Consider the following 25,050-nt stretch of genomic DNA (forward strand, 5'->3'; position numbering starts at 1 on the left):
AACCATGTCTGATGCCCCTGTAGTTTTTATTTCCGGTGCCAGCCGCGGGATCGGGGCGGGAATCGCCCGCCGCCTGGCGGACAGCGGTTATGATCTCTGGCTGAACTACCATTCGGCCCACGCGGAGGCCCGCGCCCTGCAGGCGGAAATCGAAGAAAAAGGCCGCCGCTGCCGGTTGCTGCCCTTTGATGTCGCCGATGAAGAGGCGGTCGGGGCCGCTCTGGAGCCTTTACTGGCTGAAGAAACACCTTACGGTTTTGTGCATAACGCCGGGATTACCCGCGATACTTTGCTGCCCATGATGAGCCGCCAGGACTGGGACCGGGTGCTGGCCACCCATTTGACCGGGTTTTTTTTGCTGGGGCGGCTGTTTTCCAAAGCCATGCTGGGTAAAAGAAAGGGACGGATCGTCGCTGTGGCTTCCGTCTCCGGCGAAACCGGTCAGGCCGGTCAGGTTAATTACGCCGCCGCCAAGGGGGGGATGATCGCTGCCTGCAAGTCGCTGGCACGGGAAGTGGCCCGGCGCAACATCCTGGTCAACGTGGTCTCCCCGGGACTGATCGATACCGAGATGATCAAAGACCTGCCCCTGGAACGTATTCTGCCCATGGTCCCCATGGGCCGGGTCGGCACGGTGGAGGAGGTGGCAGGCGTGGTCAACTTTCTGCTCGGGCCGGAAGCAGGTTACATCACCGGCCAGGTCATCGGGGTCAACGGCGGGCTCTATATGTAACCTGGCCGCTTTTGCGTCCTGCTGAATGTTTACGGCCCGCTGGAGCAGAAGGTTCTGGGCCACGATGAACGGTAACCGAAAAGGAAAAAGATGAACGCCCTGACCTTGCCCCGCCCGGCGCTGGAACTGGTGCCCCAACGACCGCCGATGCTGCTGGTGGATGAATTGCTGGAGTGGCGGCCCGGCCGGGCTCTGGCCCGGGCCGTGGTGCCGGCGGCGGGAATCTGGTACGATCCCGAGACCGGGGTGCCGACAGAGTACTGGATTGAACTGGTGGCCCAGGCCATGGCCGCCGCCAACGGTTATGACGCCATGCAAGCGGGTGCTGCCCCCGGCAGCGGCATGCTGGTGGGGGTGGACTCCTTTCGCTTGTACCAAGTTCCCCGGCCCGGTGCCACCGTGCTGGTTGAGCTTAAAAAGACTTTTGAATTCGGGGCGGTGAAGATCATTAAGGGATGGGTGCGTTCCGCCGAGGCTGATTTGGCCGAAGTCGAGATTAAGGTATGGGAAGGAGAGATGATGGAGGAAGGCCCAAGATGATGATGTCGAATTTATGGCAGATGAGCAAAAAAAACGTCCTGCTGTTGCTGTTGCTGGTACTGATCCTGCCGACCGCTTCCGGGACGGCGGGACAAGCCGAGGAACTGGCGGCGCTCCTGCAGGATGTTGACCGGGCTGCGGCCGAGATGCGCGGTATGAGCTGTGCCTTTACCCAGGAAAAGGAACTGGCCATGTTTGACCGGCCGGTGGTTTTTCGCGGCAAGCTGGATCTGGTCAGGCCCGATCGGTTGCGCTGGGAGTTTGCCAGCCCCATCAATTCGGTACTGATTTTTAAAGGAGACAGCGGTTTGCGCTGTGACGGCGACTCGCCGCCGGTCCGTTTCGACCTGCAAAGAGACCCGGTCATGCGCATGGTGGCCCGGCAGCTCTGGCTGTGGCTGGGGGGAGATCACCACCGCCTGGCGGAAGAGTATCATCTTACCCTGGCCGGCGCGGCCACCCTCTTGATTGAACCTAAAGACCCAGGAGTGGCGGAGTTTGTCACCTCTCTGACCATTGACTTCGATCCGGATACGCATCAACCCCGGCAGGTGGAAATCAGGGAAGCCGGGGGTGACCTGACCAGACTTGTCTTCCATGACTGCCAACCCGACCCCGACCCGGATGATGCGCTGTTCAGCCGGTGCGGTGACGGTGAGTGAGCCGCTGGCGCAGCCCGGGGCGGAGCCGCCCCTGCCCACGGCTCGGCCCGGCTCGGCGCTGTTGCGCTGGCTGGTGGTGCTGCTGATTGTGCTGGCCGGCCTGTTCCAGGCCCTGCAATTGCAAATCAATGATGATGCCCTGGACTTGCTGCCGGGGGAGGCGGTGCGCGGTGATCTGTCGCTGCTGCAGCGCCTGGGACTGGTGGATCGCCTTTTCATCACCCTGACCGTCGATCCGGATTACTACCCCTCTGCCAACGAAGCCCGCGCTGCCCTGCAACAGGGAGTAGAGCGGGCCGGCGGTGCCATGGCGGCCAGTGAGCTGCTGGCGGAGGTGGTCTATCGTCTGCCGCCGGATCTGGTGCGCAAGCTGCCCCAGGCCCTGGAGCCATATCTGCCGGTGCTGCTCGACGGCCAGGATCTGGCCGCTTTGGCTCCCAAGCTGGATGAAGCCGGACTTGCCCGGATCATGGCGGACAATTTCAACCTGCTCAACAGCCCCGCCGGGATGGTGGTCAAAAGACAGGTTCAGCATGATCCCCTGGGCCTGCTTCCGCCGGTGCTGCAAAAACTCTCCCGCCTGCAGCAGGAACATGACGGCGCCATGGTGGATGGTTTTTTCCTTAGCGAAGACCGCCTCAGTGCCCTGATTCTGGCCGACAGCAACCGTTCGCTGACCGATTCCCGCGGGGCTGCCGAGGTTGACGCCCTGCTGCGGGAGGTCATGGCGGCCAATCTGCCCACCGGGGTCGACTGGGGCATTATCGGCTCCCTGCCTCATACTCTGGCCAATTACCAGGCCGTCCAGCGCGATCTGCGATTGTTGTTGCCCATTGCCTCGGGGTTGCTGCTCACCATGCTCCTGGTCGCCCTGCGGGACAGCCGGGTGCTGCTGGTGCTGGCCATCCCTTTTCTGGCGGCGCCGGCGGCCATTGCCGTGATGGGCCTGATCCATGGCCGGGTCAGTGCCCTGGCCCTGGGGTTTGGCATTGTGCTCATCGGGATCGCGGTGGACTTCGCAGTGCATATCTATCTGGCCCTGGCCCGGGAAGAGGGTGGGCCCCGGGCCCTGCTGCGCCGTCTGCTGCGCCCGGTCTCTTTGGCCACCCTCACCACCGCCGGGGTTTTCGTGGTGCTGCTGTTTTCCCAGGTGCCGTCCCATGGGCAGATGGCCACCCTGGCACTGACCGGCATCCTGCTGGCGGTGCTCTTTTCCTGGCTGCTGCTGCCCACCCTGATCCGCCCCAGGCGCCGTCCGCCGGCGACCTGGTTTACGCCGCCGGTGCTGTCATCCTGGGGGAGCCGACTGCTGGTGCTGTGCCTTTGGGCAGGCTTGCTGGTCGGCGGCCTGCTCTCCTGGCCTGATTTGCAGTATACCGGGGATTTGCGGGTGCTTGATGCCCCCGATGCCCGGGTGCTGGCCGATGAGGAACATTTTCGGGACACCTGGGGACGGGAGGGTGAGCAGGCTTTTATCGTGGCGGCGGCGGCGGACCTGGCCCAGGCCAGGGATTATAACGACCAGGTTTATCGCCACTTACAGCAGCACCACGGGTCCAGTTTCCAGAGTGTCGCGCCGCTGCTGCCCGGTCCCGCCGTTCAGCGACAGCGACTGGCGGATTGGCAGGCCTTCTGGGCCGCCCGGGGCGAGGATTTTCCGGCCCGTTTTCGCCAGGCCGCCGCTCAGGCCGGTTTTGCGCCCGGAGCCTTTGATTCCTTTCTTGCGCGGCTGACCGCCGAGCCGCGGCTGCTGGACGCAGAAGCGATACTGACCGGCCCGCTGCGCCCCATGGTGAGCATGATGCTGCGCCGGCCGGAAGAGCAGGGCAAAGACCACCGGCCCGCCGAATTCCTGCTGCTGACCACCGCGGAACTGACCGATACCGATCAATTGCCGGAACTGCTGGCCTGGGCTGATGGTCAACCGGGGATCACGGTGCTGGCCAACCAGAAATGGCGGCAGCAGGTGGAACGGCTGTTGCGTCATGATCTGGCGGTGCTGACCTCGACGGCGGCGCTGTTGCTGTTCCTGCTGACCGTTATTTTCTTTCGCCGTCCGCGGTCGGTATTGGCGGTGTTGGCGCCGGTGCTGTCGGCCCTGGCGGCCATGATCCTGTTCAGCCGGTTGACCGGCGGTGAGTTGAACATGATGCACCTGCTGATGGGGATCATGGTGATCGGCTTGAGTGTGGATTACGGCATTTTTGTGGTTTGTGCCCGGGGTGAGCGGCGTTCGGCCACCACCCTGCTGGCGGTGTCCATCTGTGCTGCCAGCTCCATGATCAGTTTCGGGGTTCTGGCCTTTGCCCAGCACCCAGCCCTGCATTCCCTGGGCATTACGGTGCTGTGCGGGATTGGGGCGGCCTGGCCGACGGCTCTGCTGGTCTCCCCGGTGCTGGCCGGTAAGGTCTTAACCACCGGGGCCGCTGCCGTCCCCACAGGGGAGGGACAGGGATGATGAAGGCAGCCGCGCTGATTTTGCTTGTCATGCTGCTTGCCGGTTGCGCCCTGCCGGCCCGGCCACCGGAGCCTTCCTTGCAGGCGTCGTATATCGATATCGCCGCCGATGCCCTGTGGCGGGTGACCATCAGTCAGGGAGAGGAGCGGAAGTTCAGCGGTCTGCTGGGTACCAGGCGGGAAAATGGCGGTTTGCATTATGTCCTGCTGGACGGTACCGGCGTTACCTTGCTGGCCGCCAGGCTGAGCGCCGACGGAGAAATGACGAAGCTGCGCCAGCTGGGGGTCTTTGATGGGCATCGGCTGCCTGATTTTCTCGCCACTTCCCTGTACCGGATTTTCCTCCTGGAACCGGCGGCAACGCCTTGCAGCCGGAATTTTCTGCTGCAACTCTGCCGGCGGGAAACCGCACAAGGCGAGAAAAAATACGCTCGAGCCGGTTTTTTGCCCTGGTGGTCGGTGGAGTACGTAACGGCGGCCGAGGAATCACAACAACCTGGAATAACTTTTAAAAATACCTGGCTCGGGGTAACATTGCAGCTGGTGGCGGATTGATTGCGCTGGTCCGCATCACCCGGTAACCTTTGCCGGATGGCGGTGCGGCTTTTGCGATGCCGATAAAACTCAGTGGAGAATTATTATGCTGTCTCTCGAGGAAGCCTTGCGGCAATCCCTGTCCTCCTGGCAGTTTGAACGGCGGGAATCAGATGGGATGAGGCTTGCCGGGGAGTATCTGTTTGCCCCGGACTTTCCGGGCTTTGCCGGCCATTTTCCCGCCTGGCCGATTTTGCCGGCGGTGGTACAATTGGCCGCCGTCCGTCAGTTGGCGGAGTTGGCCGTGACCGGCAAGCTGCTGACCGCGGGTTGTCTTGGGGCCAAGTTCCGGGGCATGGTACGGCCACAGGAGCGGCTGACGGTGGCCTTCGACCTCACCCCGCTGGTTGATCCGGTCGGCTGGCAGGCAAAATTCAAATTGACCAAGGCTGATGGTCTGGTGGCCAGTGGCAAACTTAATTTTATTAATCAGCCGTAATGATGGGATAATTTGTGGCGGCGACGAAAATGACTGGTGGCCGAACTGGCTTTTATCGTCCAGTCTGGCATTTTTGGTGTTTTTTAAAGAGGTTGTCAAGTTATGGGTTTTACTGAATATTTTCCGCCCGCTCCCGATTCTCCCGCCCCTTTGACGGTCGGCGTCAGCCGCCGGGTGCGGTTTGAAGAGATCGACCTGATGGGTATTGTCTGGCATGGCCGTTATGTGAGTTATTTTGAAGATGGTCGGGTGGCCCTGGGAGATCGTTATGGCATGGGTTACCGAGACTTTATCCACCGCGGCGTGAGGGCGCCCATTGTAAGGATGCATATCGATTACCATGCTCCGCTCTATTTTGATGAGACCATGGAGATCGTTACCCGTATGCACTGGAATGAGGCCATGCGGCTGGATTATTCCTTTCAGATCAACGGCCCTGAGGCCCGGCTGGTGGCCCGGGGATATTCCATGCAGTTGCTGACGGACCGGGAGGATAACCTGCTGCTCTCGCCGCCGGACTGGATCGAGGAGTTCAAAGATCGGTGGCGCCGGGGAGAATGGTCATGAAGCAGGTGGTGGTGGTAAAAACGGCGATGGCGACCGCCCTGGGCGATGCAGAGGCCACCTGGCAGGCTTTGCGGGCGGGGCGCTCCGGTTTGCGGCGTCATGCCATGGAAAGTTTTGCCGAGCCGTTGGTGATGGGCCGGGTTGACGGGCTGGCCGCCGCTCCCGGCACCGATGAGCGTCTGCAGGCCCTGCTGGCCCGGCTGCTGGTCGGAGTACCGGAGCTGCCGGCCCAAACCGCCCTGATTTGCGCCACCACCAAGGGCGCCGTGGATGAGCTGCTGCTTGCCCCCGGGGCTCCCTGGCCGGGACAGCCCCCGGAACTGGCGGCCGCCGTTGCCGGCCGGCTTAAGATCAACCACGAGTATCGAACGGTAAGCGCTGCCTGCGCCTCCGGGACGGTGGCCATCATGGAAGCGGTGCTGCGGCTGGGCCGTGGGGAATGCGAGGCCGCCCTGGTGGTTGGGGTGGACCTGATAAGCCGTTTTGTGCAGGCCGGTTTTGCCAGCCTGCAGGCCTTGGCCGCCGACGGCTGCCGCCCTTTTGACGACAACCGGGACGGGCTTTCCTTGGGCGAGGGCGGCGGCTGGCTGCTGCTGACCACCGCCGAGCAGGCGGCAGCCCGGCAATGGCCGGTGCTGGCCGCCATCACCGGCTACGGTGTTTCCTGCGATGCCACCCATATCACCGCCCCCTGCCGGCAGGCCAGTGGTTTGATCAGGGCGCTGGAGCAGGCCACGGAGCAGGGAAGCCGGCCAGTGGGCGGCATAAACGCCCATGGCACCGGAACCACCTACAATGACGCCATGGAGATGCTGGCCTTTGGCACCATCTGGCGGCAACCGCCGCCGGTCCATTCGGTGAAGGGGGCCATCGGCCACTGCCTGGGCGCCGCCGGCGTTCTTGAAGCGATTGTGGCCATTCGCAGCTTGCGGGAAGGAGTGCTGCCGCCCACCGTCGGTTTGCGGACAGCGGAAAGCGGGCAGGTGCCGGTTAGCGGCACGTCTTCCCTGCCTTTGCGCCATCCTTCGGTGTTGAGTTGCAACTCCGGGTTCGGCGGCATTAACGCCGCAGTGGTCTTTGCCGCAGCCTGACCCCTTTCCTGGTTTAAAGCTGGCTGAAGTCGAGGTGGTAGCTGTAGACATCATCTTCCACCCGGCTTTGCACGGTATAGCCGCTGTGGTTGAAGATCGCCTGCATGCGGCGGTTATCCCGCAGCACTTCGGCGGTGAAGCCGGCAATGCCGTTGCGTTTGGCAATACTTACCAGGTGCTTGAACAGGGCGGTGCCCAGGCCCCGGTTCTGCCAGTCGTCCCGGATGACGAAGGCCACTTCGGCTCGGTTGGTTTTTTCGTCGAGATAATAGCGGCCCACAGCGATGATATCCTCCCCGTGGGCCTCGGGGACGGTGCCGACGATGGCCGCGTCCTTGCGATGGTCGATGTAAACGAAGTTTTTGATCTCCTGGTGGGCGAAGCGGCCGCTGGAACTCATAAAACGGTAGTACAGGGTCTCCCGGGAGAGCGCATAGAGCAGATCCTTCATCAGCGGCTCGTCGGTGGGGTGGACCGGGCGGAATGAGACCTGGGTGCCGTCTTCGAGCAGGCTGGTGGTGGCCAGTTCGCCGGAGGTCAGCAGCACCCGGCCGTCCAGGTCGGCCAGCTCCCGGTGCAGGTAATTGGCCTCCAAGGCTTCGCGGAAGAGCTGTTCCCGGAAGCTGGGATGAGCGATGCTGATCAGGGCCATGGCCCGCTCCCGCACACTCTTGCCGTGCAGGTAGGCGATGCCGTGCTCAGTGGCCACGTAATGGACCTCGCCCCGGGTGGTGACCACCCCGGCCCCGGGGGTCAGCCGGGTGACGATGCGCGAAACCGTGCCTTTTTGGGCCGTCGACTCCATGGCGATCACCGCCTTGCCGTCCAGGGAGCGGGCCGCCCCCCGGTTGAAATCAACCTGCCCGCCGATTCCGGAAAAAAAGCGTGAACCCAGGGAGTCGGCGCAAACCTGGCCGGTGAGGTCGATCTCCAGGGCCATGTTGATGGCCACCATCTTGTGCTGGCGGCTGATGATGTAGTCGTCGTTGACGTACTCGGTGGGCCGGAAGCTGAACAGCGGGTTGTTGTCGACGAAGTCGTAGAGTCGTCGGCTGCCCATGCAGAAGCTGGTGACGATTTTGCCCCGGTCGATGCTCTTGTGCTTGCCGCTGACCGCCCCGGATTCGATCAGCTCCAGCATGGAATCGGTGAGCATTTCGGTGTGAATTCCCAGGTCACGCTTGTCCTTGAGAAACTCCACCAGGGCGTGGGGAATCCGGCCGATGCCGAACTCCAGGGTGGAGCCGTCCTCGATCAGGGCGGCGATCTGCTCCCCGATTCGCCGGGTGGCGGCGTTGGGGCGGCTGGACTGACGTTCCAAGATCGCCGCCGCCTGAGGTACCAGCACATCAATATCGTAAATGTCGATGAAACTGTCGCCCAGAGTGCGGGGCATCCGGGGGTTGACCTGGGCGATGACCAGGGAGGCGTTTTCGGTGGCGCTTTTGGTCACGTCCACCCCGATGCCCAGGCTGACCTTGCCCCGGTGGTCGGGCTCGGACACCTGGATCAGGGCTACATCCAGCGGCAGTCGTCCGGAGGCAAACAGTCGGGGGATGTCTGAAAGCAGAGTGGGGGTGTAATCTCCCAGCCCCTGCTGGATTTGCTCCCGAACCGCCCGGCCGATGAAAAAGCTGTTGATGTGGAAACACTCCTGGAGCGGTTTGGTGGCGTAAGCGGCCTCGCCTTTGGTGAGCAACTGAATGATCTCCACGTCGCGCAACTCTCCGCAGCGCCGGGTCAGCGCCGCCACCAGTGCGCCGGGCTCGGCGCAGGCGGTGCCGATAAACACCCGCTGTCCGGGGCGCACCAGCGCCAGGGCCTGATCGGCGCTGCGGATCATCTCCCCATATCGCTCCCGCCATTCGGGGTCGGGTTGGGCCTGTAAATGCGAAGTCATGGTTGAAGCCTCATATTTTTTTATCCATTTCGCGCTGGCCCGCCGCGTGGTTGGCGTCGCGTTACTGCGGCGGGGTCTGATCGCTTGCCGGTCTGGCGCTAAGGCACCTTTTCCAGGGTGATACGGGCGTCGGCAACCATGGGTTGGGTGCCGATTTCCCCGACAATAAAGGGGTTGATATCAAGTTCGGCGATCTGCGGGAAATCGGTGGTTAATTGGCTGATCCGCTGCAGACCGTGGGCGATGGCGGCCAGGTCCACCCCCCGCTGTCCCCGGCGTCCTTCCAGGATCTCGTAGGAGCGAGTGCTTTTCAGCATCAGCAATGCTTCGGCCTCGCTGATGGGGGCCAGGTGAAAGGTTACATCCTTCATCACTTCCACGAAGATACCGCCTAAGCCGAACATCAGCATGGGGCCGAACTGGGGATCCCTGGTCATGCCGATGATCACCTCCAATCCTTTACCCAGCATCTTTTCCACATAAAGCCCTTCAATTCGAGCTTCCGGGGCCCGCTGGCCGATGCGCAGGCTCATCAGATCGAAGGCGTCGCGGGCCGCCTCGGCGTCAACCAGGTTGAGCTTGACTCCGCCCAGGTCCGATTTGTGGACAATATCCGGGGAGACCACCTTCATCGCCACCGGGAAACCGATGCGTCGAGCGGCTTCCACCGCCTCGTCGGCGGTGGTGGCCAGGTAGCCTTCGGGTATCTGGAAGCCGTAGGCGGCCAGGACGTTCTTGGCCCGAACCTCACCCAGTTGCCGGTGGCCGGAGCGCCGACGGCGGGTGATGATCCGTTCCGCCCGTCGCCGGTTGACCCGGAAGCGGGTTACCACCCGGGGCGGCCGTCGGCGCCAGCTGGCATAATCGTGCATGGCCTTAAGAGCCGCCACCGCCCGTTCCGGCGAGGGATAATCAGGCAGCCCGGCGGCCACCAGTTCGGCCCGGCCGGGCATCACCTCCTCCCCGCCCATAAAGGCCGCCAGCACCGGTTTGTCGCCCGTAAGGCCGGCGGCGACGGCCCGGGCGGTGGCCGCTGGTTTGGTCATGGCCTGGGGGGTGAGGATAACCACGATGGCGTCCACCGCCGGGTCGTCCTGGGCGGCGCTGACGGCGGCGGCATAACGTTCCGGTTCGGCGTCGCCCAGCACGTCGATGGGGTTGCCGACGCTGGCGGCCCGGGGCAGTTTTTCCCGTAAGGCGGCGGCGGTGTTCTGGTCCAGTGCCGCCACCTGCAGGCCCGCCTGTTCCACCGCGTCGGCGGCCATGGTGCCGGGGCCGCCGGCGTTGGTGATGATCAGCACCCGCGGCCCCCGGGGCAGGGGCTGCATGGCCAGGGCGGTGGCGCTGTCGAACAGCGCTTCAAAGGTGTCGGCCCGGATGACCCCGGCCCGGCGGAAGGCGGCGCCATAGGCGATGTCGGCCCCGGCCAGCACCCCGGTGTGTGAGGTGGCGGCCTGCCGGCCCGCTTCGGTGGTGCCGGACTTGAGGATGATCACCGGCTTGCGGCTGCTGGCCTCGGTGGCGGCCCTGACAAAGTCATCGCCGGAGCTGATGTCTTCCAGGTAAGCCACGATTACCCCGGTTTGGTCGTCGGCGGCCAGGGCGGAGAGCAGGTCCACCTCGCTGAGATCGGCCTTGTTGCCGATGCTGACCAGCTTGGCCAGCCCCAGGTGGCGCCCGGCGGCCAGATCCAAAATGGCGGTGGCCAGGGCCCCGGACTGGGAAATCACCGAGATGTTGCCGCAGGTGGGCATTTTGCCGGCAAAAGAGGCGTTGAGCCGGTGGTGGCTGTTGATCAGCCCCAGGCAGTTGGGGCCCAGCAGGCGGGCCTGTCGACGGTGGCATAACTCCGCCAGCTTGCTCTCCAGCGCCGCCCCGGCGGCGTCCATCTCCTTGAAGCCGGCGGTGATCACCGCCACCGCCCGGGCCCCGGCGGCCAGGCAGTCCTCCACCGCCGCCTCCACCAAAGGGCGGGGCACGGCGATAACGCCCAGGTCGATCTGTTCACCGGAGCCTTGCAGGGCCGGCAGGCAGGGCAGGCCTAGGATCTCCTTGGCGGCCGGGTTGATCGGCAGCAGCCGGCCGGTAAAACCGCCGGCCGTAAGGTTGGCCAGAATATCGTGGCCCACCTTGCCGGGGGTGCGCGAAGCGCCAATCACCGCCACCGTTTGCGGGTACAGCAGGGCTGAGAGTTCCGACATAAAGTTGATTCTCCGGTTACTTTTGTTGAATACTCCAGGTCATGGCCACTGGATAATGGTGCGGGTGCGTAATTACCAGTTTTTTCCCTTAAAGCCGGCGTCAGCCAGCACCTTGCGCACCGCCGGCAGGTTATAGGTGGTGACCCGCAGATAGATCAGATTCTCTTCTCCCGCTTCCGGTTCCTGGCCCTTGATCTTGAGCAGCCGGGTAAAGTGGATGTCGGCGGCCTCCAGGGCGGCGCCCAGGCGGCTCAATTGCCGGGGTGAGCCGTCGTCGATGATGGTCAGCATGGCCGAGCCGCGTTCGCCCAGGCCAAAAAGGCGGCGGTAGGCCCCCATCAGGTCACGGATGGAAAAAATCCCCAGCACCCGGTGCTGGTCATCCACCACCGGCAGGGCGCCGATCCGTTCCCGATCCAGGAGTAGCAGAGCGTCGTCGATGCTGGCTGCCGCCGGCAGAGTGAAAGTGGTCCGGCTCATGATCTCGCTTACCGGTTTGTGCTGCAATTGGGCCAGCTGCTGCCGGCTGTCTTGGTCCAGGATGTTGGAGGGATAGGCCGAGCGCAGATCCCGGTCGGTAACCATCCCCAGCAGTTTTCCCTGTTCATCGACCACCGGCAGGTGACGGAAGTGGTGGGACTGCAACAGGGAGCGGGCGGCGGGGATGGTCATCGCCGGGGGGATGGTGACGGGCGGGGTGCTCATATATTTTTTGATATCCATACCGGCTTCCTTCTGTTGTTTGCTCTGGTTAATCTCGCTTTTGGCCGCCGTCGGCCAGGGCAACGGCAAAGTCAGAGGTTTTGGCCACGGGGTGGGGGCCGTGCAACCCGGTAGCGACTCATTCTCGGCGGGCATCCTGCCCGCCTCCGAGGCGCCCGCCGCCTCCTGTGCGTCCATGCGTCCAGCGGCGGGCGAACCCGTCGCTGCCGGGTTGCACAGCCCCCGTCCAAGTGATGAATGATTTTTATGTTTCCTCGGCCGCAGCAGCCAGCAGCCCGGCCAGGAAATTGCCCAGGCAGGTGGCCAGCAGGGCGGGTTGGTAGCCGCCCTCCAGCTGGAAAAGCAGCCGGCCCGGGCAGTAACGGGCGGCGCCGGTGGCGGCGTGGCGGCCTAAATGGTGATAAAGCCCACTACTGTAAGCGAGGCCGGACATATCGTCGTCGCGGTGGCCGTCGAAGCCGGCGGCGATGATCAGGGCCTCGGGGGCAAAGCTTTCCATTGCCGGATCGACTACTTCCTTGAGCAGCCGCAGCACTGGCTCATCGCCGCTGCCCGGCGTCAGGGGCAGGTTGAGGGTGGTGCCCCGGGCCGGGCCGTGGCCCCGTTCCTCGCTCCAGCCGGTGCCGGGAAAACTCCAGGTGGGGTGCTCGTGAATGCTGAGATAAAAAACCTCCGGATCATCTTCGAAGGCCGCCTGGATGCCGTTGCCGTGGTGGGCGTCCCAGTCGATGATCATGATCTTTTTTCGCCCGTGGCGTTGCTGCCAGTAACGGGTTGCCACCGCCGCGTTGTTGAGAAAGCAAAACCCCAAAGGCGCCGCCCGTTCGGCGTGATGCCCCGGCGGACGAATCAGGGCGCCGGCGGCGGTGGCCGATTTCGCCTCCAGTTCGTCGATGGCTGCCGGGCCGGCCCCGGCCGCCAGCAGGGCCACCCGGTAGGAGTCGTAACTTAAGCGGTTGTCCGGGTGGTCCAGGTAGCCGCGTTCGGCCAAGGCCGCCTCTTCCAGGCGCAGCAGATACTCCTCTGAATGGATGGCCGTCAGTTCTTCGCGGGACGCCGGCCGTGGTGGCAGGATGCCAATGGCGCCGACGGGAAGGCGGTGGCCAGAAAATCCCCGGTCCAGCAACCGGTAAACCTCCTGCAACCGGGCCGGACTTTCGGGATGATCACGGCCGGTGTCGTGCATGAGAAATTCGTCGTCACGAACCAGCAGCAACTTGGGGGGCGGAGAGCGCATGTTCATGGTGTAGCTGTTTGTTGGCACTCTTGTCAAGCGGCTGACCAGGCCGTTTTTGTCGTCGGCGGCCACAATGTTGATCAATTTCTTCATCGATGCCTTTACCGGGCTTCGCGGCTCCCACTCCGGTGCCAAAACCAATGACATTTACGGATCCCTGGGGACCGGTGACAATGAGCTTGCATCTCGGAGCGGAAAAGGTCATGATTGCTTGTTATAAACGCTTGGCTACCCCCCGCTGAGGGGGCATAGGGTGGAGCATGAACTTTATTTCGGTAAACGACGAGCGATTGCTGGAGTTGAAAAAGGCCCTGGCGGCCAGGGAAGAGCGTCAGCTTTCCCCCCTGGCTGCCCGGAGTAAGGACGGGATGCGGCGCATTGAGGAGGAGCGGGAAGGCCACCGCCTGCCTTTCGCCACCGATACCGACCGGGTTCTCCATTCCCGCAGCTATACCCGTTATATCGATAAGACCCAGGTGTTTTACCTGGTGCGCAACGATCATATCACCCACCGGGTGCTCCATGTCCAGTTGGTGTCCAAGATCGCCCGGACCGTCGGCCGCTTTTTGAGTCTCAATGAAGACCTCATCGAGGCCATTGCTTTGGGCCATGATATAGGCCACCCTCCTTTCGGTCACGATGGTGAGAAACTGCTGGCCGAACTGTGCCGGGAGCACGACCTGCCTTCCTTTCAACACAACCTGCAAAGCGTGGTTTTCCTGGAAAACATCGAAAAGCGGGGACGGGGGCTGAACCTGACCTTGCAGGTACTGGATGGTATCATGTGCCATGACGGTGAGATTCATCAGCGGCAACTCGAGCCTAGCCGGTCCAAGACCTTTGCTGATTTCGAACGGGAATTTGCCGCCAAGGAACAGGACCACCGACGGGAACTGCTGCCCATGACCCTGGAGGGATGTGTGGTGCGGCTGGCCGACACCATCGCCTATATCGGCCGGGACATTGAAGATGCCATTGAGTTGGGGATGATTGAGCGGGAGGAAATTCCCCCCGCCTGCGCTGAGGTGCTGGGCAACAGCAACGGCTCCATGGTTTACCGGCTGGTCACCGACCTGATTGCCAGTAACACCACCGCCGACCGGGGGATCGTCAATGACCGGATCGCCTTTTCTCCGCAGATTGCCGGAGCCCTGCACGACTTAAAGCAGTTCAATTACCAGCGGATTTACCTCAACCCTCTGATCAAGCAGGGTATAGAGCTGATCGGCAACTGTTACCGGACCATGTTTACCCGTTATCTTGACGACCTTGCCGGCAACCGGCAGGAGTCGCCGATCTTTAAAGATTTTCTCGCGCAACTGGCGCCCCGTTACCGTGCACGGAGTGCCGAGGCGGCGGTGGTGCGAGATTTTATTGCCGGGATGACCGACGATTACTTTCTACGCCAGGCCGCCGACTGCGGTTGCCCTGTGCCGAAGATACGCCAAACTTTGAGGGGATAAAGTGCATCCTGATCATCAGACAAAAAGCCTGATCCACCGGATTCTCATCGTCGACAACAACCCCTTGATCGTCAAGATGCTGGAGCGCTTCCTGGCCGATGAGGGTTATGAGGTGAAGAGCGCCGCCGACGGCCTGGCGGCCTTGCAGATCCTGGATGAATTTGTTCCCGACCTGATCTTTGTCGACCTTATCATGCCCAATATCGGTGGCGAGAAGCTGTGCCGGGTGATCCGGGCCACCGATTCTTTGCGGGGAGTGCGCCTGGTAGTACTGTCTGCCGTGGTGGCGGAGGAACAGGTTGATTTTCTGGCCTTTGGCGCCGATGCCTGCATCGCCAAAGGCCCTTTTGCCGAACTTAAAGAAAATATCCGGGCGGTACTGGGCATGCTGGTGCAGCAGCCGGAGCGGGCCGTCCGGGAAATCATCGGTCTCGATAACCTCCTGCAGCGGGGCGTGACCCGTGAATTGCTGGATATTCGTCGTTATTTTGACGCCATCTTGCAGAGTATGAACGACGGCGTGGTGCAGTTGAGCCGGCAGCACCGTATCGTTTTTGTCAACCGGGCCGTAACTGAGATGATTGGCTGGCCGGAGGAAAAGATTCTTTCCAGCAACTTTTTGAAGCATATCTCACCGGAATCAGCCACCCTGCTGGCGGTTGCTCTGGCCGACCGGGAGCGGGAGATTGCCACCACCGGCCAGGTTGCCGCCCCGTGCGTGCTGGGTGAGGAGGAAGATATTTTTCTGGGCCGGCGCCAGGTGTTGCTTACCCTGCTGCCGCTCACCGAGCGGCACGACTCCTCCTGCTGGCTGGTGATCCATGACATCACCGAGCGCAAAAAAGTGGCCGGTCTGCAGCAGCGCTATCAGCAGCAGTTGGAGGAGGAAATCGAGCGGCAGACCGCCGAGCTGGCCCAGCGTTACCGGGAACTGCAGGCCGAGATGGAACGGCGCAAAAAGACGGAAGCGGCCCTGCAGGCCTCCCATGATGAGCTGGAAGAAAGGGTGGCGGCGCGGACGGCGGAAGTGGAGAAACTCTACAGCCAGTTACTTCATTCGGAAAAATTAAGAGCGGTGGGTAAGCTTGCCGCCTCAATTGCCCATGAATTCAATAACCCCATCTGCGGTATCCGTAACGTACTGCAGGGCCTGCAACGCCGACAGACCATGGCGACGGGTGATCATGACCTGGTGGATATGGCGGTGCGGGAATGTGACCGGGTGGCCCGCCTGACCAACGACCTGCAGAGCTTCAACCGTCCTACCTCGGCCAAAATGGCCCTGCTGGATGTGCATGCGGCCCTGAATGACATCCTGCTGCTTTGCCGGAAAGATCTGGAAAATAGCAGGATCGAGGTGGAAAAAGAGTTGGCGCCGGACTTGCCGCCGGTGCGGGCGGTGCCCGACCAGTTGAAACAGGTGTTTCTCAATCTGTTGACCAATGCCCGCGAGGCCATCGATCCGGATGGCGGTCGGATTGTGATTGCCACCCGTCGGGAAGGCGATGAGGTGATGATCAGCTTTTGTGACAGCGGCTGCGGGATTGCGGCGGAAAACCGGGAGCGCATTTTTGAGCCCTTTTTTTCCACCAAGCCGGCGGTGAAGGGTACCGGCCTGGGTCTGGCGGTGAGTTACGGGATTGTGCAGCGGCACGGCGGCCGGCTGGAGGTTGAGAGCCAGGAGGGCCAGGGGGCCTGTTTTAAACTGTTTTTGCCGTTGACGGAAAAGTGATAACCTCGCAAAAACCCGCCAAGCGGGTTGGGCGATAACGCGAAAACAAGCAGTTACCAAGCGTGCCCAGTCGGCGGCGCCGTTTTTTGCGCCGCCGACAAAAGTAACGGCTTTGTAAAGGACCGTTAAGCTTGCCGGTTAATGTGGCAGACACCGTAGTTGCAGGGTGTTTTCAGGCGGTGTGCGGTTTTGGTACCTCGCCGATAATAGCGACAAGGTTGGAGAGGGGGAATGGCAAAAGCAAAGATTCTGCTGGTTGATGATGAGGATTTGATCCGGGCCAGCCTGGCGATGGATCTTGTGGAAGCGGGTTATGCGGCCAAAGCGGCTTCGGGAGGTGAGGAGGCCCTGGATATGTTTCGCCGGGGGGACTTCGAACTGGTGATTACCGATCTTTTGATGGAAGGGATGGATGGGATCGAACTGTTGCGGGCCTTGCGTTCCGAAGCGCCGGAGGTCGGGGTAATTATTCTCACCGGTTACGGGGCCCTGCCCACGGCCATTGAGGCTATTCGGCTGGGGGCGGATGATTATCTGCTTAAGCCCTATCAGTTTGAGGAGCTGCAGATCAGGCTTGATATCTGCCTGGAGAAAAGGGCTTTGAAGAAACGGATCAAAGCCTATGAGGGGATTCTGCCGGTCTGTTCGGTCTGCCGTAAAATTCGCGACGATGAGGGGCGGGAGCCGGGCAGTGGCCCCTGGCTCAGCATGGAGCAGTTCCTGGCCCAGAAGGCCGGCCTGCGCTCCAGTCACACCTATTGCCCCCACTGTTTTGAGCAGGTGACCAAGGATATGAAATAAAAAGCTGAAGAGTTACGTGCCAGAATGAGCTGGATAGTTACAAGACGAGAGCAGAAGGGCTGGTGGAAATCGATTAACATTCGGCCAGCACCGCATCTTCGGGCGAGCGGCCCGCGGCTTGCGTACTGATGATGTACGCAAGCCGGGCCGCTTGCCCGAATCTGCGGTGTTGCTGAGCGTTTACCTCTAAACGAAGGCGATGTCCACCGAAGGCCGCAGTTTGGCGCAGGCGGCCAGGGCCTGGTGGATCTTGTGCTTTTTGAAGGTCGCCAGCAAATCCTGGTCCGCCGGTTTGCCGGCATCGAAGTCGGTCATGGCCTGCTGGCTGAGGTTGTAGTCAAACCGCGGGGCCCATCTGCGGGAGCCCAGGCGGGCGGTGGTGGAGCAGTTGTCCACCATGAAGGCCACCCCTTTGTGGTGCATGTAGGGGTTCAGGGAATCCACCGCCTCGATCACCGATTCGTTGGCCACCTCGCTCAGGCAATGGCCCTTTTCAATCAGCAGGTCGATCTGGGCCATCATGGTGGCACAGTAAACTCCGGCGGTGAAGGGGTGGATTTTGGTCTCGCCGCTGCGGGCGGCCCGAACCTTTTCGCCCACCTGCCACATCCGGGTGCCGTCGATGGTGCCCATGGGGAAACGCTCGTGGCGCTGGCCGGCCATGACCACGCTGCGGATTTCGTTGCAGCTGGAAACCTCGTCGTAGATCTCCAGCAGGATATCAAAGGCCGGACGGTATGAGTGCGAGTAGGCCCGCTCGAAAATCTCCAGCTCCTCGCCGCTCAGCTGCTCGTAAACCGCCAGGATGCCATGGTAGGAGATGGTTTTACTGATCGGACCGGTGATGGTTTCCACCGAATCAATGAAGGCTTGATTTTCATCCCGGCCCTCCTCCATTACGTAGCGGCGATACAACATCTCCACGATGCCGTGCACCGCGCCCAGCAGGATCCCCCGTTCGCCGAAGATATCGCTGCGGAACTCGTGCCCCAGGGTGGTCCTGAAGATGTAGGGCGCGCCCACGGCCACGGCCCAGCCCAGCGCCTGGTCGGTGGCCTTGCCGTCGATATCCTGTTCAACGGCGAAGCTGCTGTTGATACCGGCCCCGTTGACCTCTTTGCCCAGGACATACAGGCGGCGCACCGACGGCCCCATGCCTTTAGGGCAGACCCCGATGACATTGACGTTTTTGGGAAAATATTTGCCGATGCTTTCCAGGTAGCCCAGCAGAAAACCGTGGGACAGGCCTAATGTGGCGCCGGGCTTGAGGTTGTCGAAAACCTGCTGGTAGTGCTCGGCCTGGGCGGCGTCGGAGATCAGCAGCAGTACCATCTCTGATTCCCGGATCACCTGGTACATTTCCCCCAGGGTGCCGGCCTCTTCGGTGAAGCCAGCCTCGCGAGCCGCAGCCATTGATGAACTGCCCGGCCGCAGGCCGATTTTTACCCGGATATCGGTGCCTTCCAGAGAATCTCGCAGATTTTGGGCCTGGGCTGGCCCCTGGGAACCCCAGCCGATGACCCCGATCTGCTTGATGCCGGCAAATGCCTGGGGTAACAGGGAAAATTTGTCACGGCCGCCGCGGACGATCATTTCTTCGGTGTCGGCCAGCTCTAAGGTTTCGGTGGTGAAAACATCGGACTTGAAAGTCAGATCCATGGGTATATTCCTCCGTGCTGATGGATCTCCGGGGGCAGTTTCTCCCGGATTAATGGTCAATCCCTCCTTATAACCGAAAGAGATCGGCTCGTAAATGATAAAAACAACCAACCAGAGACCGATCAAGGTCGGTAGATGTACAGATGGCGGCCATGTGCCATGCGGTACTGAAAGGACACGGGATAACGGCGCACGGTTCAGCTTGGGAATGAACTTATGGCTCCGTCTCGAGCAACGACGCCGGACCATCGCCGTCCCGGTCAACGCCCTCGGCGGCGTACCCCAGGCGCAACAGCAACCGGTGGCCGATGCTTTCCTGCCAGTTCAGGCTGTTTTGCAGCACCACCACCGCCGTCCGGTTTTTCCGGTCCAGCCCGATATAACAGCTGTAACCGCTGACATAGCCGACCTGATAGGTGATGGTGAAACCGTCTACCTGGTCCACAGCCCAGGCCAGTGCCCGGTCGTGCTGGTCCGGGATCTGGATTCGCACCTCCAGGGTGTCCTGCAGGGCCCGGGTCAGAACCGGCTGCCCCACCGGTTGCAAAAGGGCGGCGGCAAAGCTGAGCAGATCGTAAACGTTGGTGTAAAGCCCCGCCGCCCCGTGGAGGATGTCGGTAAACTCCCATTCGGGAACCGGTCGGCCGCGGCGGATGAATTTGGGATGATCCCCGGCGTGGGGAAACGCCCGCTGATGATAATCGGGCAAGTGCGTCGGGTCATAACCGGTGGCCTGCATGCCCAAGGGCAGCAGCACCTTCTCACTGATCAGGGTGGCCAGATCTTTGCCGGTTACGCTTTCCAGGACATGGCCGAGCAGTCCGTAGCCGATGTTGGAATAGCGGACCCCCGGGCTCTTCGGGGTCTTGAAGCCGGCCAGGTAGTCCAACAGGTAAGCCCGGTCGAGATAGCGATAAAAATTGTTCCCGGTAAATAAAAACTCGGTGAAGTGTGCGAGAAACCGCGGTGTAAAAGGATGGCGTGGCAGTCCCGAGGTGTGCGTGGCCAGTTCCAGCAGGGTGATTTTTTGCGCATCGGGGCTGAACAAAGCGGCCTCCGGCAACAAATCTGCCATGGTATCGTGCCAGGAGAGCCGTCCTTCCTGCACCAGCACGGCGGCGGTGGCGCTGACCAAACCCTTGCTCGACGAACCGATGGCAAACAGCGTTTCTCCGTCGGGCCGGTGGCCGCCATTGATCCTGGTGACCCCATAACCAAAGGCCTGCCGGCTACCGTCGGGCAGCAGCACCCCCACCACCATTCCGGGGGTGATATTGCGCCGCTGAAGCGGGCGGACCAGACCGTCCACTTCCGCCCCGATATCGCCGGTCTGGGCCAGACGCCGGGCGCCCTCCTGGTCGGGATCGAGTTCAATGCGGGTAAACGGCCCGCCGCATGCCGTCGGCAGGAGCAGTAAAACAGTGGCCGCGGCCAACGGCAAAAAAGTTGCAATTTTGCGCATATTGATAAGCATAGCCTGGTTTTGCCGACCCCCGCAACTCCGTCCAACGAACTAGGAGTTTTTACGGCGCGTAGCCGCCGCCAAAACTCCTAACAGGGGCTTAAACGGCAGGCGGAACTCTGATGGCCAAAGCTGGCAACGACTCCATTATAACAATTTACCGGCGAGCTTGCCAAAAACTCCAGCCGACCGTGCCGGGTGGAGGTGGATATTGCCTGGCCAAGAACCCGATGCTTCATCGGGCTGCAAACTTTGACATTATTATTGCATGATCTTAGGGGCGGGATATGTTATGAAAACGGGGATCTGTCAACCGTCAACCAAGACCGTCTTAAAGCAACATGAAACTGAGAGTGCCAATTTTTGAACGGGCCCGCCTACTGGTGATCGGCGATCTGATCCTCGATCGTTACCTGTACGGCGCTACCCATCGTATCTCGCCGGAAGCGCCGGTGCCGGTGCTGCACGTGGACCGGGAAGAGGAACAGCGCGCCGGCGGGGCGGGCAATGTGGCTCTTAATATCGCGGCCCTGGGCGCCGAGGTGGCTTTGCTCGGACTGACCGGCATGGATGAAGAAGGGGCGACCCTCGAAAATATTTTGACCTCCCAAAATGTTCGCTGTGATTTCAGTTCGCCGACGCAGCAGCGCACCATCAACAAACTCCGCATTCTCAGCCGTCATCAGCAACTGCTGCGGGTGGATCGGGAAGCCCCTTTCAGTGCAAGCGATGCCGCGCCGCTGACGGAAAAGTTTCGCCGCCTGCTGTCTTCGGTGGCGGTGGCGATTCTCTCCGACTACGGCAAGGGTACTTTGAGCCACAGCCGGGAACTGGTGGCGGCGGCCCGGGAGGCTGGGGTGCCGGTGCTGGTCGATCCCAAAAACCGGGATTTTAACGTTTATCGCGGCGCCACCTTGCTGACCCCCAACCTGAGTGAATTTGAAGCCGTGGCCGGTGAGAGCCGAAGCGAAACGGAACTGGCGGAGCGGGCCCTGCGGGTGGCCGGGGAGTGCGGCCTGGATGCCCTGCTGGTTACCCGCGGAGCCCAAGGCATGACCCTGGTGCAGACGGACGGTTCCGAGCCACTGCATTTGCCCACCAGGGCCCGCGAGGTTTTCGATATTACCGGGGCCGGCGATACCGTGATTGCCACCCTGGGGGCCTCGCTGGCGGCCGGTCTTTCTCTGCCGGAGGCGGTGCAGTTGGCCAATGTTGGCGCCGGCATCGTGGTGGGCAAACTAGGCACCGCCTCGGTGTCGGTGTCCGATCTGCGCCGGGCCCTGCAGGATTCCGATGACAGCCGGCGCGGGGTGCTGAGCGAAGAAGAACTGCTGGCCGCGGTGGCGGCAGCGCGGGCCGGCGGGGAACGTATAGTGATGACCAACGGCTGTTTCGATCTGCTGCACGCCGGCCATGTCTCTTATCTTAAGCAGGCGCGCAAGTTGGGTGATCGCCTGATTGTGGCGGTCAACGATGATGCCTCGGTGCGGGCCCTCAAAGGGGCGGGGCGGCCCATCAATCCGCTGGAACAGCGACTTGAGGTGTTGGCCGGTCTGGCGGCGGTGGACTGGGTGATTCCCTTTGCCGAAGATACCCCCCGCCGGCTGATTTGCCAGGTACTGCCCGACGTGCTGGTCAAGGGCGGTGATTACCGGCCGGAGCAGATTGCCGGCCACGAGTGCGTGCTGGCCGCCGGGGGCGAGGTTACGGTGCTGGAATTTGATTATGCCTGCTCAACCAGCAGAATTATAGCCCGGATTAACCAAACGGAATGAGTGACGGGGGCATCATGATTGCGGCACAGTTGGCGGAAACCCGGCGGGTCGTGGAGGCCATGGCCGCGGATCAGAAGTTGTGCGCCACCCTGTCGGCGGCGGCGGCGGCCTGGGTGGCCTGTCTGCAAAAGGGCGGCAAGATTCTGCTGGCGGGTAATGGCGGCAGTGCCGCCGATGCCCAGCATGTGGCGGCGGAACTGGTGGGGCGTTTTGCCTTTGATCGCCCGGGCCTGCCGGCGGTGGCCCTGACCACCGACACCTCAATCATCACCGCCGTGGGCAACGACTACGGTTTCGAACGGCTTTTTGCCCGCCAGGTGCAAGCCTTGGGGGCGCGGGGGGATGTGCTGGTCGGTTATTCTACTTCCGGTGCCTCGGCCAACGTGTTGCAGGCCCTGGAGACGGCCCGGGCCGGTGGCCTGGTAACCGTCGGTCTGACCGGCGCCCAAGGCGGCGATGGCCCGATGGTCAAGCTGTGCGATTATCTGCTGGTGGTGCCGGCCGAGAATACCGCCAAGATTCAGGAGGGTCACCTGATGCTGGGCCATATTATCTGCGGCCTGGTGGAAAACGCCATTTTCGGAGACCAGGCGATTGAGTGATGCGGTGGTGCGGCGGCGAGGTCGAATGGTGGTGACATGAGTGGTCGGCCGGCACTATTTCTGGATCGTGACGGGGTGATCAACGAAGATTATGCCTACGTCTGCCGCCGGGAAGATTTTGTCTTTGTGGATGGCATCTTTGAGCTGGGTCGCACGGCCAGAGAGCGGGGTTATCTGCTGGTGGTGGTGACCAACCAGGCGGGGATCGGGCGGGGATATTACACCGAGGCAGATTTCTGGGCTTTAACCGATTGGATGCTGGAGGTTTTCGCCGCTGAAGGCTGCCCCATCGATGCGGTTTATTTTTGTCCCTACCACCCGGAACACGGTCAGGGGGAGTATAAAAAGGCCGCCTCTTGCCGCAAGCCGCAGCCCGGGATGATCAAGCAGGCGGCCCGGGAGCATGGTATCGATCTGACCAGGTCGGTGCTGGTGGGCGACCGGGAAAGCGATGTCGAGGCGGGCCGGGCGGCGGGGGTCGGCTGTAATCTGCTGTTGGCCCCGGCCGGCGACTGCCGGACGGCCGTGGGGGCAACCGCGGTGGTGCAAAACCCGGTCCAAGTCTGTTCCTATCTTAAGGACTGGTCATGATTCGCTAGAACCGTCATGATCCGGTCCAGTTGGGCGGTAACTTCGGCCACGGTGATCAGTTCCATGGCGTGGGGGTTGCGGACACGCTTGCCCCAGGGAAGATCGGACGGGGTCCGGCCGAATTCGCGGTAGACCGCCTCGGGATAGCGATTGACGGTGGTTTGCAGCCAGCGGTAAGGGCCGGTGCGCTCGGGATTGGAGGTGGCGTAAAGCCCGATGACCGGAGTGCCGACGGCACTGGCGATATGGGCCGGGCCGGTGTCCGGGGCGATGGTGGCCCGGCAACGGCTCAGCACCGCCGCCAGTTGCTTGAGGTTGGTCCGGCCCACCAGGTTTAGCACCGGTTGTTCGACCGTTTCGGCGATGGCGGCGGCGTATTCGCGCTCTTCGTCAGACGGAGCGCCGGTTAAGACGGTGCGCAGACCGTGCCGGCGGGCGGCATGGTCAATTACCGCCGCATAGGCCTCGATGCTCCAGTTGCGGAAATTGCGCCGGCGGTTGCTGGAGCAGGGGTTGACGGCCAGGAACTGCTCGGGGCCGGCCAGCAGGCTGGCGGCGAAGTCGTCGGCCTCCGGGGAGATTGGCAGATCCCACTTCATAACAGCCTCTTTGAGGCCCAAGGCCTTGGGGAACTCCAGGAAACCGTCCAGGACATGTTGCCTGGCTTTGGCGGCGATTTGAGCATTGGTGAACAACCATTGCATATTTTTGGCCCTGGCCCGATCAAAACCCAGCCGGATCGGTGCCCTGACCGCCAGGCTGCAGAGGCTCGCCCGGAAAGAAACCTGCATGTGCAACAGGATATCGAACCGGCGTCCCTTGAGCTTGCGGCGGAGTTGCCGGTAGGCCGCCAGGCCCTGTGATTTGTCAAAAACGATGAACTCCACCCCGGGGCTATCGTTGACCAGGGCGGCTTCGGTTTTGCCGATGATCCAGGTGATGGCCGTTTGCGGCCAATGATGCTGCAGGGTATGCAAAACCGGTAGGACATGGGTGATGTCGCCGATGGCCGAAAGGCGTAAAAGACAGAGGCTTTGGGGTGGGGTTTTAAGGGAAAGCATGGTGGCTATTAGTCCTGCAACGGCATTGATCGGCAAGCAAAAAATCCTTTATGACGCCGCGCTGTTTGCGGCTCCCCCGGAGCAACTGTTTGACCCCCGGCAGCTGGCCGCCGCCGGGCTGCTCACCGGCGAGGCCGTGGGCCGGGGCCAGGCCTGGTTTTTCCGACATGGCGAGTTGGACCTGGTGCTGCGCCATTTTCGCCGGGGCGGAGTCATGGAAAAACTCCTGGTGGATCTCTACTGGGGGCGGGAGCCTGAAGAATCCCGTTCCTGGCTAGAATGGCGGCTGCTGGCCCGGCTGTACCGCCAGGGTTTACCGGTCCCTCGGCCGGTGGCGGCCAGGGTGGCAGCGGGCCGTTTTTTTTATCGGGCCGACCTGGTCACCCAGCGCCTTGCCGACGCCAGTTCCCTGGCCGACTGGTTGGCGGCCGGGAAGCTGGAGGCCATCACCTGGGGCCGCATCGGCCACGTGGTTGCCCGTTTTCACCACCTGGGCATCTGGCATCCGGATCTGAATGCCCGTAATATTCTGCTTGACCGCCAGGGCAAGGTTTTCCTGATCGACTTCGATCAGGGGCGGCTTAAGATCGGGTTGGGACCGCGGCAGAACCTTGCGCGGCTGCTGCGCTCGCTGCGTAAAATCAAAAACAGCCACTCCCCGTTTTACTTCGAGGAAGCTGACTGGCCGCTGCTGTTGGCCGGATACCGGTCTTTCATCGCCCCGGAATGTACCTGAAAACATCCTGCCCCGCCAACAAAA

General features: G+C 62.1%; 22 protein-coding genes. 15 read left to right on the top strand and 7 right to left on the bottom strand.

What is annotated here, in order from left to right:
• The first annotated feature begins 4 nt into the window (after positions 1–4).
• The 8 genes from fabG (at position 5) to P0N66_RS07190 (ending at position 7,083) form a co-directional block, all read left to right on the top strand.
• The gene (gene fabG, locus P0N66_RS07155) at positions 5–733 is read left to right on the top strand and encodes a 3-oxoacyl-ACP reductase FabG (protein ID WP_275803786.1); all 729 of its coding nucleotides are present in this window, start codon (positions 5–7) and stop codon (positions 731–733) included.
• 90 nt (positions 734–823) lie between these two features.
• Entirely contained in the window at positions 824–1,273 is a 450-nt protein-coding gene (locus P0N66_RS07160) for a hotdog family protein (protein WP_275803788.1), read from the top strand.
• Entirely contained in the window at positions 1,270–1,935 is a 666-nt protein-coding gene (locus P0N66_RS07165) for a LolA family protein (protein ID WP_275803790.1), read from the top strand. The genes P0N66_RS07160 and P0N66_RS07165 overlap by 4 nt, the downstream gene beginning before the upstream one ends.
• The gene (locus P0N66_RS07170; protein WP_275803792.1) at positions 1,871–4,393 is read left to right on the top strand and encodes an MMPL family transporter; all 2,523 of its coding nucleotides are present in this window, start codon (positions 1,871–1,873) and stop codon (positions 4,391–4,393) included. The genes P0N66_RS07165 and P0N66_RS07170 overlap by 65 nt, the downstream gene beginning before the upstream one ends.
• The gene (locus tag P0N66_RS07175; protein ID WP_275803794.1) at positions 4,390–4,947 is read left to right on the top strand and encodes a hypothetical protein; all 558 of its coding nucleotides are present in this window, start codon (positions 4,390–4,392) and stop codon (positions 4,945–4,947) included. Before P0N66_RS07170 ends, P0N66_RS07175 begins: the two co-directional genes overlap by 4 nt.
• Before the next feature lie 85 nt (positions 4,948–5,032).
• The gene (locus P0N66_RS07180; RefSeq protein WP_275803796.1) at positions 5,033–5,425 is read left to right on the top strand and encodes a 3-hydroxyacyl-ACP dehydratase FabZ family protein; all 393 of its coding nucleotides are present in this window, start codon (positions 5,033–5,035) and stop codon (positions 5,423–5,425) included.
• 102 nt (positions 5,426–5,527) lie between these two features.
• Positions 5,528–5,992: an acyl-CoA thioesterase gene (locus P0N66_RS07185; protein ID WP_275803798.1), complete on the top strand. Its 465-nt coding sequence runs from the start codon at positions 5,528–5,530 to the stop codon at positions 5,990–5,992.
• Positions 5,989–7,083: a beta-ketoacyl synthase N-terminal-like domain-containing protein gene (locus tag P0N66_RS07190; protein WP_275803800.1), complete on the top strand. Its 1,095-nt coding sequence runs from the start codon at positions 5,989–5,991 to the stop codon at positions 7,081–7,083. The genes P0N66_RS07185 and P0N66_RS07190 overlap by 4 nt, the downstream gene beginning before the upstream one ends.
• Positions 7,084–7,096: 13 nt before the next feature.
• Here the strand turns inward: P0N66_RS07190 and P0N66_RS07195 are convergent, their stop codons facing one another.
• The 4 genes from P0N66_RS07195 to P0N66_RS07210 form a co-directional block, all read right to left on the bottom strand.
• Complete coding sequence (locus tag P0N66_RS07195; RefSeq protein WP_275803802.1) at positions 7,097–8,983, bottom strand: bifunctional acetyl-CoA hydrolase/transferase family protein/GNAT family N-acetyltransferase; 1,887 nt, start codon at positions 8,981–8,983, stop codon at positions 7,097–7,099.
• A 98-nt stretch (positions 8,984–9,081) separates the two neighbouring features.
• Positions 9,082–11,184 carry an acetate--CoA ligase family protein gene (locus P0N66_RS07200; RefSeq protein WP_275803804.1) on the bottom strand — a complete coding sequence of 701 codons (2,103 nt, stop codon included), beginning with the start codon at positions 11,182–11,184 and terminating at the stop codon, positions 9,082–9,084.
• Between the two features lie 72 nt (positions 11,185–11,256).
• Entirely contained in the window at positions 11,257–12,042 is a 786-nt protein-coding gene (locus P0N66_RS07205; RefSeq protein ID WP_275803806.1) for a CBS domain-containing protein, read from the bottom strand.
• 109 nt (positions 12,043–12,151) lie between these two features.
• Positions 12,152–13,237: a histone deacetylase family protein gene (locus tag P0N66_RS07210; protein ID WP_275803808.1), complete on the bottom strand. Its 1,086-nt coding sequence runs from the start codon at positions 13,235–13,237 to the stop codon at positions 12,152–12,154.
• Between the two features lie 167 nt (positions 13,238–13,404).
• On the opposite strand from P0N66_RS07210, the gene P0N66_RS07215 reads away from it, so the two are divergent.
• From P0N66_RS07215 to P0N66_RS07225, 3 genes are all read left to right on the top strand, one after another.
• Positions 13,405–14,607, top strand: a complete 1,203-nt coding sequence (locus P0N66_RS07215) for a deoxyguanosinetriphosphate triphosphohydrolase family protein (RefSeq protein WP_275803810.1) — start codon at positions 13,405–13,407, stop codon at positions 14,605–14,607.
• A 1-nt stretch (position 14,608) separates the two neighbouring features.
• Positions 14,609–16,339: an ATP-binding response regulator gene (locus tag P0N66_RS07220; protein WP_275803812.1), complete on the top strand. Its 1,731-nt coding sequence runs from the start codon at positions 14,609–14,611 to the stop codon at positions 16,337–16,339.
• Positions 16,340–16,570: 231 nt separating this feature from the next.
• The gene (locus P0N66_RS07225) at positions 16,571–17,140 is read left to right on the top strand and encodes a response regulator (protein ID WP_275803814.1); all 570 of its coding nucleotides are present in this window, start codon (positions 16,571–16,573) and stop codon (positions 17,138–17,140) included.
• A gap of 186 nt (positions 17,141–17,326) precedes the next feature.
• Here P0N66_RS07225 and P0N66_RS07230 read toward each other — a convergent pair whose 3' ends face one another.
• Together P0N66_RS07230 and P0N66_RS07235 are read right to left on the bottom strand one after the other, a co-directional pair.
• Positions 17,327–18,799, bottom strand: a complete 1,473-nt coding sequence (locus tag P0N66_RS07230) for a ketol-acid reductoisomerase (RefSeq protein ID WP_275803815.1) — start codon at positions 18,797–18,799, stop codon at positions 17,327–17,329.
• A gap of 214 nt (positions 18,800–19,013) precedes the next feature.
• Entirely contained in the window at positions 19,014–20,261 is a 1,248-nt protein-coding gene (locus P0N66_RS07235) for a serine hydrolase domain-containing protein (protein WP_275803817.1), read from the bottom strand.
• 341 nt (positions 20,262–20,602) lie between these two features.
• On the opposite strand from P0N66_RS07235, the gene hldE reads away from it, so the two are divergent.
• From hldE to P0N66_RS07250, 3 genes are read left to right on the top strand one after another with little or no spacing between them, the layout of a single operon-like run.
• A complete protein-coding gene (hldE, locus tag P0N66_RS07240; protein ID WP_431190026.1) occupies positions 20,603–22,036 on the top strand; it encodes a bifunctional D-glycero-beta-D-manno-heptose-7-phosphate kinase/D-glycero-beta-D-manno-heptose 1-phosphate adenylyltransferase HldE in 1,434 nt (477 codons plus the stop codon).
• Positions 22,033–22,638: a D-sedoheptulose 7-phosphate isomerase gene (locus P0N66_RS07245; protein WP_275803821.1), complete on the top strand. Its 606-nt coding sequence runs from the start codon at positions 22,033–22,035 to the stop codon at positions 22,636–22,638. Before hldE ends, P0N66_RS07245 begins: the two co-directional genes overlap by 4 nt.
• 36 nt (positions 22,639–22,674) lie before the next feature.
• Entirely contained in the window at positions 22,675–23,229 is a 555-nt protein-coding gene (locus tag P0N66_RS07250) for a D-glycero-alpha-D-manno-heptose-1,7-bisphosphate 7-phosphatase (protein WP_275803823.1), read from the top strand.
• Here P0N66_RS07250 and P0N66_RS07255 read toward each other — a convergent pair.
• Entirely contained in the window at positions 23,208–24,290 is a 1,083-nt protein-coding gene (locus P0N66_RS07255) for a glycosyltransferase family 9 protein (protein WP_275803825.1), read from the bottom strand. The genes P0N66_RS07250 and P0N66_RS07255 overlap by 22 nt on opposite strands.
• Between P0N66_RS07255 and P0N66_RS07260 the strand changes: the two genes are divergently transcribed.
• On the top strand, positions 24,289–25,026 hold the full coding sequence (locus P0N66_RS07260; RefSeq protein WP_275803827.1) for a 3-deoxy-D-manno-octulosonic acid kinase: 738 nt from the start codon (positions 24,289–24,291) through the stop codon (positions 25,024–25,026). The genes P0N66_RS07255 and P0N66_RS07260 overlap by 2 nt on opposite strands.
• The last annotated feature ends 24 nt before the right edge of the window (positions 25,027–25,050 follow it).

The sequence above is a fragment of the Desulfurivibrio dismutans genome, assembly GCF_029210385.1.
GTDB lineage: Bacteria > Desulfobacterota > Desulfobulbia > Desulfobulbales > Desulfurivibrionaceae > Desulfurivibrio > Desulfurivibrio dismutans.